This is a genomic window from Bacillus sp. B19-2 (genome assembly GCF_022832475.1).
GTDB classification, from domain to species: domain Bacteria; phylum Bacillota; class Bacilli; order Bacillales; family Bacillaceae; genus Bacillus; species Bacillus paralicheniformis.
This window is the reverse complement of sequence record NZ_JALHKQ010000003.1, coordinates 91,650-105,030: the sequence shown is the minus strand read 5'-3', so window position 1 is coordinate 105,030 and position 13,381 is coordinate 91,650. Positions and strand designations below refer to the sequence as shown.

At 46.6% G+C, this 13,381-nt stretch carries 10 protein-coding genes; 1 reads left to right on the top strand and 9 read right to left on the bottom strand.

The window, feature by feature from the left end; translation table 11 throughout:
• Positions 1-75: 75 nt before the first annotated feature.
• Positions 76-1,560 carry a pectate lyase family protein gene (locus tag MST20_RS12880; RefSeq protein ID WP_326134709.1) on the top strand — a complete coding sequence of 495 codons (1,485 nt, stop codon included), beginning with the start codon at positions 76-78 and terminating at the stop codon, positions 1,558-1,560.
• Positions 1,561-1,585: 25 nt separating this feature from the next.
• Here the strand turns inward: MST20_RS12880 and coaE are convergent, their stop codons facing one another.
• The 9 genes from coaE to citZ form a co-directional block, all read right to left on the bottom strand.
• Positions 1,586-2,191, bottom strand: coding sequence for a dephospho-CoA kinase (coaE, locus tag MST20_RS12875; RefSeq protein WP_243942706.1), 606 nt, complete (start codon positions 2,189-2,191; stop codon positions 1,586-1,588).
• Between the two features lie 17 nt (positions 2,192-2,208).
• Positions 2,209-2,883 (bottom strand): sporulation membrane protein YtaF, encoded by a 675-nt coding sequence (gene ytaF, locus MST20_RS12870; protein ID WP_256700615.1) that lies wholly within the window; start codon positions 2,881-2,883, stop codon positions 2,209-2,211.
• A gap of 181 nt (positions 2,884-3,064) precedes the next feature.
• On the bottom strand, positions 3,065-3,892 hold the full coding sequence (gene mutM / locus MST20_RS12865; RefSeq protein WP_243942704.1) for a DNA-formamidopyrimidine glycosylase: 828 nt from the start codon (positions 3,890-3,892) through the stop codon (positions 3,065-3,067).
• Between the two features lie 18 nt (positions 3,893-3,910).
• Positions 3,911-6,550 (bottom strand): DNA polymerase I, encoded by a 2,640-nt coding sequence (gene polA / locus MST20_RS12860; RefSeq protein WP_243942702.1) that lies wholly within the window; start codon positions 6,548-6,550, stop codon positions 3,911-3,913.
• A gap of 255 nt (positions 6,551-6,805) precedes the next feature.
• Complete coding sequence (gene pnpS / locus MST20_RS12855; RefSeq protein ID WP_243942700.1) at positions 6,806-8,551, bottom strand: two-component system histidine kinase PnpS; 1,746 nt, start codon at positions 8,549-8,551, stop codon at positions 6,806-6,808.
• Positions 8,544-9,266, bottom strand: coding sequence for a response regulator transcription factor (locus MST20_RS12850; RefSeq protein WP_020452552.1), 723 nt, complete (start codon positions 9,264-9,266; stop codon positions 8,544-8,546). The genes pnpS and MST20_RS12850 overlap by 8 nt, the downstream gene beginning before the upstream one ends.
• 329 nt (positions 9,267-9,595) lie before the next feature.
• Positions 9,596-10,534, bottom strand: a complete 939-nt coding sequence (gene mdh, locus MST20_RS12845) for a malate dehydrogenase (RefSeq protein ID WP_020452553.1) — start codon at positions 10,532-10,534, stop codon at positions 9,596-9,598.
• Positions 10,535-10,585: 51 nt separating this feature from the next.
• On the bottom strand, positions 10,586-11,857 hold the full coding sequence (gene icd / locus MST20_RS12840) for an NADP-dependent isocitrate dehydrogenase (RefSeq protein WP_075752493.1): 1,272 nt from the start codon (positions 11,855-11,857) through the stop codon (positions 10,586-10,588).
• A 168-nt stretch (positions 11,858-12,025) separates the two neighbouring features.
• Entirely contained in the window at positions 12,026-13,144 is a 1,119-nt protein-coding gene (citZ, locus tag MST20_RS12835; RefSeq protein ID WP_243942698.1) for a citrate synthase, read from the bottom strand.
• Positions 13,145-13,381 lie beyond the last annotated feature (237 nt).

Below are 13,381 nucleotides of genomic sequence, written 5' to 3'. Positions count from 1 at the left end.
ATCTTTAGTGCTACAATTTCCAACGGCGCTAAATTTTCACACGACAGAAGGCAGTGTCTTCAAGGAAGGACAACCATGAAACTAACCAAAAACGTATATTTTATCATTTCTTTTTTGGCTGCGGCCGGCATTTATTTTTTTATAGGAACAGCGGCAGCTTCCGCGGCAAACGAAGATTATCCGAAACAGATGATCAGGCTGGAAAGCTTATCAGGCATAAACATCACGCCCGCCGGGAATCAGGATAATGCACCGCTGACAACAAAACAGACAAGCGGGGAAAAAGCAGAAAGATGGAGGCTGGATACGTCTGACGGCAAACAGTTCAAAATCAGAAATATGGATAACGGCAAAATTATCATCCCTGCCCATTACGCATTGTCAGACAATAATCCCGCTGTAGTCTACTATGACAATTCACGGAAGGAAGAGTTGTGGAATATTATTGGGGCTGACAAAGACGGAAATGGAGACTTTATCACGTATAAAATCGTCAGTGCACAAAACAACAGCCTTGCACTGACACTGGACGGCAGCGGGGTGAAGCTTGCCAAATATACAGGCAGCTCCGTCCAAAAGTGGAAACTTCCAAGCGACGGGCTCGAAGGTTTCGCGGGCTATGCAAAGGAAACGAACGGCAAGCAGAAAACAGGCACAACCGGCGGCCTGCTTGGAAAAGTCGTCTATGTCAACAATCTGGGCGAACTGAAAGCCAATATTGAAGGTTCAACGACCCGCACCATTGTCGTCTCCAGCAATATCGGCGCTTCAGCCAAAACGGTATTGACGGTGGGCGCCAATAAAACAATTATCGGCTCGTATGAAAAACATAAGCTGAACAACATTTACTTTAAAACAAAAGCGGACTCAGGCAACGTTATTTTCAAAAACCTGATCATTGCACATGATGCATCCATAAATGAAAACAACGACATCCCTGTTTACATTACCGATTCGAGAAATTACTGGATTGACCATGTCACATTCCAGGGCCACAGCTATTCAGCAAACGGTCACGATCTCGACAAGCTCTTATACATCGGCGCTAAAGCCGATTACGTCACACTGTCTCACAGCACATTCACAGACCACAGGTACGGCTTGATTCTCGGCTGGCCTCAAGATGACAAGCAATACCACAGTATATATAATGGATATCCGCGGATGACGATCAGCCACAACCGCTTTGAGAATCTCTATGTCAGGGCGCCCGGCTTGATGCGTTACGGCCATTTTCATGTGAAAAACAATTATATCAACAATTACCATCTTGGCTTCACGATAACGACATTGGCCAAAATTTATTCTGAAGCCAATTACTTCGGCACGGGCAGCGAGAAAGGCATACTTGATGATTACGGAGACGGGTCGTTTAAAGATGTCGGGTCATATCCGGCGATAAAGGGACAGAAATCGCCTGAAACAAGCTGGAAACCTTCATCCAACTACAGCTATCGGACGATGAAGGCAGGCAATGCCAAAGCTTTTGCCGAACGGTATGCAGGAGCACAACGCACCACGCTGTATTATGCGAATTACAGCCAGTTTAAAAACGACTAATAAAAAAGTGAGCGCAATTTCGCGCTCACTTTTCAATATTTGACCATGTATCAAGCAGCTGATGAAGCTGCGCTTCTGTATCTTTCAGGCTGCCGCTGTTATCGATCACCGCGTCTGCCTTTTTCTTTTTTTCTTCAAGAGAATGCTGGGCGTGAATTCTGTTCAGCGCCTCGTCTTCAGTGAGCCGGTTTCTTTTCATCAGCCGCTCAAGCTGAAGCTCCATCGGCACCCAGACGACGATCACTTTATCTGTCAAATGTTCAAGCCCGCTTTCATATAAAAGCGGAATATCGAGAACAACAAACTGTTCACCGGCCCGGATGGCTTCGTCGCGCTGTTTGATCATCATTTTTCTCACTTCCGGATGGACGATCGCATTTAACTGCATCCTCTTTTCTTCGTTAGCAAAAACAATTTCTCCAAGTTTTCTCCGGTCGATATCGCCTGTTTCAAGCAGCACGCCTTGACCAAATGTCTCAGCGATTTTCTGATAAGCGGGCATCCCTTGTTCAACAGCCTCTTTCGCGATCACGTCCGCATCGACGACCGTGATGCCGCACTGCTGGAACATTTGCGCGACAGTGCTTTTGCCGCTGGCAATCCCTCCGGTCAACCCGATGACCAATGTCAAAGGCCTGCACCTCCTTCTTACAGTTTCCAGATGCCGATCATAATCAGCAATATACCGGGAAGAAAGGTCAGTTTATCCATCCAGTTCCATTTCGATAAAAATCGTCCCGCCTGTATTCCGCAAAATACGAACAATGAGCTCATGATGCCTACCGTAATGCTCATCGGTACAGGGGAAAAGCCGAGCGCAGCCGCGCCGATCCCTGCTCCGAACGCGTCAATAGAGAGGGCGAAACCGAGAAGGAAAGCTTCTATACCGGTAATGATTCCTGATTTATCAATGTCGGCGCTTGTCGGTTTTCTTAATATGTGTATCACGATTCCGAGCGATTTCAATTCAAGGTTGATGAGCGTTTTTTCAGAGAAGACGAGATCCTGTTCTTTCTCCGGCCTGAAAAACTGATACAGCACCCATGCGCCGATCCCCATTAATATGACGGCTCCGAGCCTTTCTGTTACGACAACGGGCAGGAATTTCGCCAAAAGGGTTCCGATCATCATGGCCATATACATCACGGCACCAGAGCAAAAAGCAATAATCAAAATCGCTTTAAATGGGATTTTCAACTTTCGCAATCCGTAAGTAAATCCGACTGAAAAACTGTCCAAGCTGACGGCAAATGCCAGCAGCAAGAAAGATGCAAACATCATATCAGGCTCTTCCTTTCTGTTGATGCGAGCGGTGTAAGTCATGCAGCCTAAAGGCAGCTTTCTAGGCTTCTTATATATATGAAAGAAGAAAACCATCCGTGTGTTGTTCACCCGAAAAAGAAACATCACACCTTAAAGCTTGCTTTTAACAGCTATATGGAGCCTATGCATCGACAGCTTGAACCATGATACGGCTTGCTGTTGTGTCCCTTTTATGCGATTGTCATTTTTTCTGGCACTTTATGCAAAAATGCGTGCCCCTTCCGCCAACGACTGATTTTTCAATTGGAGATCCGCACTTTTTACAAGGTTCATCTTTCCGGCCGTAAACGAAAAGTTTGAGCTGGAACATGCCGATTTCTCCTTGTGAATTGATGTAAGATCTGACTGTGCTTCCCCCTGCTTCAACGGCTTCCTTTAATGTTTGAACGATCTCTTCATGAAGAAGAACCGTCTGTTTTTTGGTGAGCTTGTTCGCTGTTGTCTCGGGATGGATACCGGCTCTGAACAAAGCCTCGTCGACATAAATATTGCCCAGTCCGACCACTGTCCGCTGATCGAGCAGTGCGGTTTTCACCGAGCGGTTTGTTTTCTTCAGGCGCTCTCTTAAATAACCGGCTGTAAATTCTCCGCTGAAAGGCTCGGGACCGAGCTGCCTGAGAGGCAGCTCCGTCAGTTCCTCCCCCGGCTTAAACAAATGCATCGTGCCGAACTTTCTGACATCCCGGTAGCGCAGTTCGCTTCCGTCCGTGAACCTGAAAATGACGTGCACATGTTTATCAAGGGGTTCATCGTTTTGATGAAGCCCGTACTTTCCTTCCATTCTCAAATGGGAAACCATGACACAGTCATCAAGATGAAACAACAGGAATTTTCCCCTTCTTCCGATCGACTGAATCGTCTGACCGGCCAGGAGCCTTGCGAATTCCTCAGGCTCCTCCGGCCGTTTTATGATTTTTGTCCATCTGACATTAACCGCATCGATCGTTTTCCCTCTTACAAGCCCGGCAAGAGTGCGCCGGACCGTTTCGACCTCTGGTAATTCCGGCACATCATCACTTCCTTTTCTCTATTTTGCATCGTACCATGAAGGCCCTGAAGCGCAGTCCACTTTCAGTGGAACATCGAGCTCCAATGCATGTTCCATTACTTCCGGAACAAGTTTTTCAAGCACTTTGATTTCATCTTCAGGCGCTTCAAAAATCAATTCGTCATGAACCTGTAGCAGCAGTTTTGCCTTAAGATTTTTTTCTTTCAGCTTGTCCGCCATGTCGATCATCGCTTTCTTAATGATATCTGCGGCGCTTCCCTGGATCGGCGTGTTCATCGCTGTCCGTTCGGCAAAGCTGCGCAGGTTGAAATTCCGGCTCGTCAATTCCGGGATATACCGCCTCCGGCTTAAAAGAGTCGTCACATAGCCCTTCTGTTTCGCTTCTTGAACGGTCTCTTCCATATATTCTTTGACTCCCTGGAAGCTGTGGAAATAGCGCTCAATAAACGCTGCCGCTTCCTTTCTTGTAATGCCCAGGTTTTGCGACAAGCCGTAGTCGCTGATTCCGTAGACGATTCCGAAATTGACGGCTTTCGCCTGCCTTCTCATCGCAGGAGTGACTTCTTCTTCTGATACATGAAAAACATCCATCGCCGTTTTCGTGTGAACGTCCATATCGTTCGTGAACGCTTCAATCAAATTTTTATCCTTTGATATGTGGGCGAGAACCCTCAATTCGATTTGGGAGTAATCCGCAGCGAACATGAGCCAGCCTTTTTGCGAAGGGACAAACGCCTGGCGGATTTTGCGGCCTTCCTCAAGACGGATCGGTATATTTTGCAGATTAGGATCTGTTGAGCTGAGCCTTCCCGTCTGTGTTAAAGCTTGATTAAAGCGGGTATGCACTTTATGGCTGTCTTTTTTGATCACTTTTAAAAGCCCTTCGACGTATGTGGACTGGAGCTTGCCAATCTGTCTGTAGTGCAGAATATCCTCGATAATGACGTGTTTGTCGCGCAGTTTTTCCAGCACATCGGCTGAAGTCGAATAGCCCGTTTTTGTTTTTTTGACGGCAGGCAGCCCGAGTTTTTCAAACAAAATCACACCGAGCTGTTTTGGTGAATTGATGTTGAACGTTTCACCTGCTGACTCGTGGATTTTCTTCTCGTATTCCGCTAATTTGGCGGACAGTTCTTCCCCCATTTTTTTCAGTCTGTCGACATCGACTTGGACACCGATCGATTCCATCTCACCGAGAATGTGGGCGAGGGGCATTTCGAGCGCTTCAAACAGATCGAGCTGCTCGTTTTTCTCCAATTCATCAAGGAGCTTTTCGCGCAGCAGCGATATCGCCTTCGCTTTTCTGGCTAAATGGTCGGCAAGCTCCTTCTCATCCGGCACCGCCTGTTTCGCGCCTTTTCCGTAGACCGCTTCATCTGCCGCGACGATGTGTAATTGGTGTTCTTTCGCAACGCTTGCAACATCGTCGTAGGAGTGTCCCGGATTGATGATATAGGCCGCAAGGAGAACGTCAAATTCTGCGCCTTTCAGTTCGATGCCCCGCCAGCGCAAAGCGACCGCCGCGCGTTTTGCATCAAACACCCATTTCTTTTTCGACTCGTCTTCGGCCCACTCTTTAAAACGGTCCGACTGAACGGCCGTCTCTTCCGGAATGAAGAAAGCGCCATGTTCGTTGACGATCGAAAAACCGAGGATCGGCGCCTCATGATAATTGTCACCGAGCTGTTCGACAACGAGTGAAGCCGGTGACGCAAACAAGTCATCGGTGATGTCTGTTTTGATCATGACGTTGATCTCTTCAAACTGTTCTTCTTCTTTTTCTCCCGGCTCTTCGCCAATCCTTTCGAGCAAAGAGTTAAAGCCGAGATCTTTAAAAATCTTGACGACCGCTTCCCTGTCAAAACCTTCGTAACCGAGGGAATCGAGGGTGACTTCAAGCGGCGCTTCTGTCGTAATTGTCGCAAGCTCTTTGCTCATCAATGCCTGTTCTTTAAATTCTTCAAGCTTTTCTTTCAGTTTTTTTCCGCTGACTTCGTCTATTGACGACAGCAGCTCCTCTACTGTATGGAACTGTTTCAAAAGCTTGATCGCCGTCTTTTCGCCGACGCCCGGCACGCCTGGAATATTGTCTGATGAGTCTCCCATCAGCCCTTTCATGTCAATGATCTGTTCAGGTGTAAGTCCGTACTTTTCCCGGACATGTTCCGGCGTATAGTATTCAACATCTGTAATGCCCTTTTTCGTGATGGCGACCGTCGTTCCTTCTGTAGCCAGCTGTGTCAGGTCTTTGTCGCCGGAAAAAATCTTCACTTCAAACCCGTCTTTTTCCGCTGACTTGGCAAGGGTGCCGATAATATCATCGGCCTCGTAGTTTTCAAGCTCATACCTTGAGATTTGATAGGCGTCGAGGAGCTCGCGGATAAACGGCAGCTGCTCGGACAGCTCGGGCGGCGTTTTTTGTCTGCCGCCTTTATATTCTTTAAACGTTTTATGTCTGAATGTCGTTTTCCCCGCATCAAAAGCAACGAGCATGTGGGTCGGTTTTTCTTCTTCAAGCATCTTCATTAAGATCGTGGTAAAACCGTACACAGCGTTTGTATGTATCCCTTTTTCATTGCTGAGAAGAGGCAGAGCGAAAAACGCGCGGTAAGCCAGGCTGTTTCCGTCGACCAATACTAATTTTTTTCTTTCAGTCATCTTTATCCTCCTAAGGAGCCGATTCGTCAGCTTCCATTCAACTTCGTGATCATATTTGCTTATTTTATTTTAGCAAAGTTCATTTTGAAAGGAAAATGAGAGTGATTTCGCAGAAAAATAAAAAAAGGGACGCGCTGTTGATCGCGTCCGTCCATATGGCTCCTTGGATGAAGGGGTTCACTAATGATCCTATCAGCCAAGTTTTAACCATATATATAAAAGTTGTTAAGCCTTTGTAAAGTTTGCTAAATGAAGCTACTCGGATGCGCGTTTTAAGCGGACCGTGAATTCGGTGCCTTTTCCCCGCTCGCTTTCGACGTCGATTTCACCGTCGTGGGCTTCGACTAAATGCTTGACGATCGCAAGGCCGAGACCGGTTCCTCCTGAATTTCTGCTCCTGTCTTTATCGATCCGGTAGAAGCGTTCGAATATCCTCGGGATTTCGGACCGCTTGATCCCGATGCCCGTATCCCTCACTTTGATTTGCACTGCATTTTCCAGTACATCAGCCGAAATCGTTACGTTTCCATCTTCAGGCGTATATGTGAGGGCATTGTTCACCAAATTTAAAAAGATCTGCTTTAGTCTGTGCGGATCCCCGGAAGCAACGGCCGGCTTCTCCGGCTTTTCCAGGGTCAAGGTGATTCCTTTTTCCTCCGCTTTATTCTTCAAAAGCATCTCAATTTCAGCGAGGATTTCACCAATATTGCAATTTTGAATATTCAAGGTGAAGTTTTGCTGTTCGATTTTCGACAGATCCAACAGGTCCTGGATCAACGTTTGCAGACGGCTGCTCTCTTTTAAGATGATCGATAGAAACTGCAGCAGCGTCTCCCTTTCGTTCATCGCTCCGTCCAAAAGCGTCTCGGTGAACCCTTTGATTGACGTAATCGGCGTTTTCAGCTCGTGGGAGACATTGGCGACAAAGTCCTTCCTCATTTCTTCAAGCTGCTTTCTTTCCGTCATATCATGGAACACGAGAACGATGCCTTTCCACTCATCATTGATGCCGATAATCGGAACCCCGTCGACTTCAAAATACCTTCTTTCAATTTTGATCGGCAGTTTAAACATTTTGCGGACCTTTGTTTCCGTCATGAAAATTTCTTCAATGAGATTAATGATTTCTTCGTGCTCGAGCACTTCGTGATAGAAATGGTAAAGAAGCTGATCGGCTTCTACGTGAAATTGCTTTTGATAAGCCCGGTTCACAAGGTGAATATAACCCTTTCCATCGATTAAGATCAGCCCGGAGTCGATATTTTCGATGACGGTTTGCAGACGGTCGCGCTGCATTTCCTGGGCTCTTGTCATGTCCTGCAGATTCTGCGCCAGCATATTGATGGACTGGCTCAGCATCGTTTCATCTTCGTTGAAAGTCCTTGCTTTATAGTTTCCTTTGGCAAGTTCAATCGCCACTTGTGTCGCAGACTCAATCGGATTCGTATATTGAGAGGTTATTCTCGCCCCAAGCCCGGCGATGATTAAAAAGGCCGTTCCAAGGCTCACGCCGAGGAGAATCCAGATCTTTTGATTGATATCTTGCAATGGATCGACAGGAGTGCTGATCAGAATATATCCATTCACATTCCCGTCTTCTTTCAGCGGCTGCACGTAACGGTAAACGGACTCGTCATCCGGGTTGATTCTGAAGCCTCCTCCTTCACCGTTTAAATCCGACTCAAGCGCTTCTTTGATAACGGATTGATCTTCTGCGCGGCCCCCAAAATGAAAAAGAACCTGACCTTTTGTATCAACCAGCGATACATGACTGTCCAGTTCACGGCTTGCCTTCTCTAAAATGGCTCCTTGCTCCGAAGACTTCATGTTTTCACGATTTGCCAATGAAGCGACCAAAGCGGCTTCTTTTTCAATATGGCTGCTCAGTTTGGCATCGTATGAGGAGTGAAACAAGTGAACGAGCAGAAAACCGAGTGAAGCAAATACGAGAATCAAAAGCGTCAGCAGGGCAGCTAAAAGCCGGGTCCGGAATTTAATCATTCAGCTTCGGCTCCTCCATTTTGTAGCCAAGACCTCTGATTGTTTTAATGTATTCCGGTTTTTTCGTATTTTTTTCGATCTTATCGCGAAGGTGGCTGATATGGACATCGACGATGCGCGTATCGCCCGCGAAGTCGTAGTTCCAGACAGCGTTGAGGAGAAGATCTCTCGTCAGCACCCTCCCTTTATGCCTTCCCAAATATAAAAGGAGTTCGAATTCCTTCGGCGTTAGTTCGAGGCGTTCGTTTTGAAAGTAAACCTCATAATGTTCAGGCAGTATTTTCAGTTCGCCTATGATCAGCTCGCCTGCATCCGGTTCTTCCGTCTCCTCCGGATGAACGGACAGCGTCTGTGTTCTTCTTAAAATCGCTTTGACCCTTGCCGTCACCTCTCTCGGACTGAACGGCTTCGTCATATAGTCATCGGCACCCAGTTCGAGACCGAGCACTTTATCAAATTCATCATCCTTCGCGGTCAGCATCAAAATCGGATACATCAGCTTCTTCTGTCTGAGTTCCTTGCATACTTCAATGCCGTCCATTTTAGGAAGCATCAGATCGAGCACGATCAGATCCGGCTTCTCTTCAATCGCCTTTAATAAGCCGGCCTCTCCGTCCATGGCCGTCACCACATGATAGCCCGACCGTTCAAGGTTATATTTTAGAAGTGTAACAATCGATTCCTCATCATCTACAACTAATATCTTTTTGCTCATGACATGCCTCCAGGCTTCAGATTTCCCCGACATCTCTTTCTCTATCTTTTGTTAAATAAACGTTTTCACTCCTATTTTAACGAAAGCCTATCCGTTCGACAATTTGATTTTTCAGTGTTTTGCATAAAATCTCTCTTTTTCGGCCATAAACCGCTGTTTTAAGCGATGGAATGCTTCCAGAAAAAAGAATGAAAATGTCCGGGCAGATGATTATGATTAGGTATATGCTGACAGCCCGTGTTTATGTCTTGATTTTCATATGGTTTTATGTAAAAAAAGTTCGCATTCAAAAACAGGAAGGCTTGTATAAAGCCTCCCTGTTGTTTTCATTATGATAATACTTTCATGACGTTTTTGACTGATTCAACGGATCGATCAAGCTGACTTCTTTCTGTTTCAGTCAGTTCAAGTTCAATGATCTGTTCAAGACCGTTTCCGCCGATAATCGTCGGAACGCCAAGGTAAATGCCTTCATAGCCGTATTCGCCTTCAAGGTAGGCAATAGTCGGCAGCACGCGGCGCTGGTCTTTTAAGATCGCTTCAACCATTTCTGTCAGGGAAGCAGCCGGCGCATAGTACGCGCTTCCGTTTCCTAACAGATTGACAATTTCTCCCCCGCCTTTTCTCGTTCTTTCAACAATCGCATCGATCCGGTCTTTCGGAAGAAGCGTTTCAAGCGGAATGCCGCCTGCATAAGAGTAGCGAACGAGAGGAACCATATCGTCCCCGTGTCCGCCCAGTACAAAACCTGTAATGTCTTTGACGGAAAGGTTGAGCTCCTGAGCGACAAACGTTCTGAATCTTGCCGTATCTAAAACTCCCGACTGGCCGATGACCCGCTCTTTCGGGAAGCCCGATTCTTTATAGACGGCGTATGTCATCGCATCCACAGGGTTTGTCAGAACGACGATGATGCAATCAGGTGAGTATTTAACAACTTCCTTCGTTACGCTCCTCATGATCTTTTCATTTGTAGCCACGAGGTCGTCCCGGCTCATTCCCGGCTTTCTTGCGATTCCCGCCGTGATGACGACGATATCTGAGCCGGCCGTATCTTCATAGTTTGCCGTTCCTGTAATATTCGCGTCAAATCCTTGGACAGGGCTCGCTTCCAGCATATCGAGCGCTTTCCCTTTTGTAGGGTTTTCAAGCTGCGGAATGTCGACTAGCACGACGTCAGCCAATTCTTTTTGAGCCGTTAAAAACGCAGTTGTTGCACCTGTAAAACCCGCTCCGATGACAGATACTTTATTTCGCTTCTTTCCCATGTTTTCTACCCCTTTTAATTGTTGTTTGTTTTACCCCAAAACAGCAGCCGTTTAAGACATATTTTTGATAAGCTCATCACCGAATTCAGAGCATTTGACTTCAGTCGCGCCATCCATCAAACGAGCGAAATCGTATGTGACGACTTTGGATGCGATTGTTTTCTCCATTGATTTAATCACAAGGTCGGCAGCTTCATTCCAGCCCAAATGCTCAAGAAGCAGCACACCGGATAGGATGACTGAAGACGGGTTTACTTTGTCAAGGCCGGCATATTTTGGAGCTGTACCATGTGTCGCTTCAAAGATGGCGTGTCCTGTCTCATAGTTGATGTTTGCTCCAGGTGCGATGCCGATTCCGCCGACTTGGGCAGCAAGCGCATCTGAAATGTAGTCTCCGTTCAGGTTCATTGTCGCCACAACGTCAAACTCGGCAGGGCGGGTCAGAATCTGCTGAAGGAAGATGTCAGCGATGCTGTCTTTGATGATGATTTTGCCGGCCGCTTCAGCTTCGCTTTGCGCTTTGTTTGCAGCGTCTTTGCCGTCTTTTTCAGCGATGCGGTCGTATTCGGCCCATGTGAATACTTTATCGCCGAATTCTTTTTCAGCCACTTCGTAGCCCCAGTTTTTGAAGGCGCCTTCCGTGAACTTCATGATGTTTCCTTTGTGGACGAGCGTTACAGACTTGCGGCCGTGCTCGATCGCATACTCGATCGCAGCTCTGACAAGCCTTGATGTTCCCTCTTCAGAAACCGGCTTGATACCGATGCCTGATGTTTCAGGGAAACGGATTTTGTTAACGCCAAGCTCATTTTTCAGGAATGAAATCAGCTTCTCAACTTCTTCAGAGCCTTTCGCGTACTCGATGCCGGCGTAGATATCTTCAGTATTTTCGCGGAAGATGACCATATCCGTATCTTCAGGGCGCTTAACCGGTGAAGGAACGCCTGTGAAATAGCGGACAGGACGCAGGCATGTAAACAAGTCAAGCTCTTGTCTGAGCGCTACGTTTAATGAGCGGATTCCGCCGCCTACAGGAGTTGTTAAAGGACCTTTAATCGCGATCAGGTATTCGCGGATCGTATCAAGCGTTTCTTCAGGAAGCCATTCGCCAGTTTTGTTGTACGCTTTTTCCCCGGCGTAGACTTCTTTCCAAGTGATTTCCTTTTCGCCGTTATACGCTTTCTCCACAGCCGCTTCAAGAACCCTGGAAGCCGCTCTCCAAATATCAGGACCTGTTCCGTCCCCTTCAATAAACGGGATGACCGGGTTGTTTGGAACGTTTAATACTCCGCCGGAGACTGTAATTTTTTCGCCTTGTGCCACAATAAAACCTCCCATAATATGTAATTCTTCAATATAGAAAAACATTTGTTTCCCCCGTTTGGCGGGGGACAAACATGTTTTTTCATAGATTCATTAAATCGTTGTTTCCTTAGAAAAGCCGTTAAGAGGCCGGCCGAACGAAGCTCGAACAGCCCCCTTTTTAAACGGTCAGCTTCTGTCTTCAATCGGAATGAACGTCTGCATGTCAGGACCGGTGTAATCAGCCCGCGGACGAATCAGTCGGTTATTTTGATACTGTTCAAGAATGTGAGCGAGCCAGCCTGATACCCTGCTGATCGCAAAAATCGGCGTGAACAGATCATGGTCGATTCCTAAGCTATGATAAACCGACGCAGAATAAAAGTCTACGTTTGGCGGCAGCTTTTTCTGAGACGTGACGATTTCCTCAGTCCGCTCTGAAATCTCATACCATTTGCTTTCACCCGTTAAATTCGTCAAACGTCTGCTCATTTCCTTCAAATGTTTTGCGCGGGGATCGCCCTGGCGGTATACGCGGTGGCCGAACCCCATGATCTTTTCTTTTTTTTCAAGCTTGGCGTGAATATATGAATCTACGTTTTCAACCTCGCCAATCTCTGAAAGCATTTTCATAACTGCTTCGTTTGCTCCGCCGTGAAGCGGACCTTTCAAGGCCCCGATTGCGGCCGTGATTCCTGAGTAGACGTCTGAAAGCGTCGCGACGCATACTCTGGCTGTGAACGTAGATGCGTTCAGCTCATGATCCGCATGCAGAATCAAAGCTTTGTCAAACGCTTCCACTTCAACAGGTGAAGGTTCTTTTCCATTCAGCATGTAGAGAAAGTTGGCGGCAAAACCGAGTTCCGGATTCGGCTCAATCGGCTCGAGCCCTTTGCGGATTCTTGAAAAAGCAGCGACAAGCGCAGGCATCTTCGCTTGGAGACGCACCGCTTTTCTGTAGTTTGCTTCCGCATCCATTTGATCTGCTTCTTCGTCAAACAGTCCGAGTAAAGAAACGGCTGTCCGAAGAGCTGCCATCGGGTGGACTTTTCCATTCGAGTAGGATTTGAAATGGTCAATCACTTCTTTGGGGATACCGGCATTTTCAGAAAGCTGTTTTTTAAGCTCGGCGAGCTCCTCTTTGTTCGGCAGCTTTAAATGCCAAAGCAGATAAACAACTTCTTCAAAGCTTGCTTTTTCTGTCAAATCATCGATGTTATACCCTACATATGTAAGAGTATCATCAATAATTGAACTTACTGATGATGTAGTGGCGACTACCCCTTCAAGGCCGCGTGTTGCTGTCATACTCATCTCTCCCTTTTTTAAAAAATTTCCCCTTTTAAAATTAAACCAAAACCTAGGAGCAAAAACAACGCATGATGTATACATCTTCTTCTGCCCAAAAAGAAAATGCTTACATTAAATCGTTTTTCAAATAAAACAATCGTGCGTTTCTATATACCGTTCGATACTCCGATATGCTTAATTAAGATTAAGCATATTTATATTATAAACAATAATCTGATAAATTTGTAGGTTTTT

Coding starts and splice junctions, on each gene's coding strand:
- polA (WP_243942702.1), bottom strand. CDS start 6,550: ATGACTGAAAGAAAAAAATTAGTATTGGTCGACGGAAACAGCCTGGCT.
- MST20_RS12880 (WP_326134709.1), top strand. CDS start 76: ATGAAACTAACCAAAAACGTATATTTTATCATTTCTTTTTTGGCTGCG.
- mdh (WP_020452553.1), bottom strand. CDS start 10,534: ATGGGAAAGAAGCGAAATAAAGTATCTGTCATCGGAGCGGGTTTTACA.
- pnpS (WP_243942700.1), bottom strand. CDS start 8,551: ATGATTAAATTCCGGACCCGGCTTTTAGCTGCCCTGCTGACGCTTTTG.
- MST20_RS12850 (WP_020452552.1), bottom strand. CDS start 9,266: ATGAGCAAAAAGATATTAGTTGTAGATGATGAGGAATCGATTGTTACA.
- ytaF (WP_256700615.1), bottom strand. CDS start 2,883: ATGACTTACACCGCTCGCATCAACAGAAAGGAAGAGCCTGATATGATG.
- citZ (WP_243942698.1), bottom strand. CDS start 13,144: ATGACAGCAACACGCGGCCTTGAAGGGGTAGTCGCCACTACATCATCA.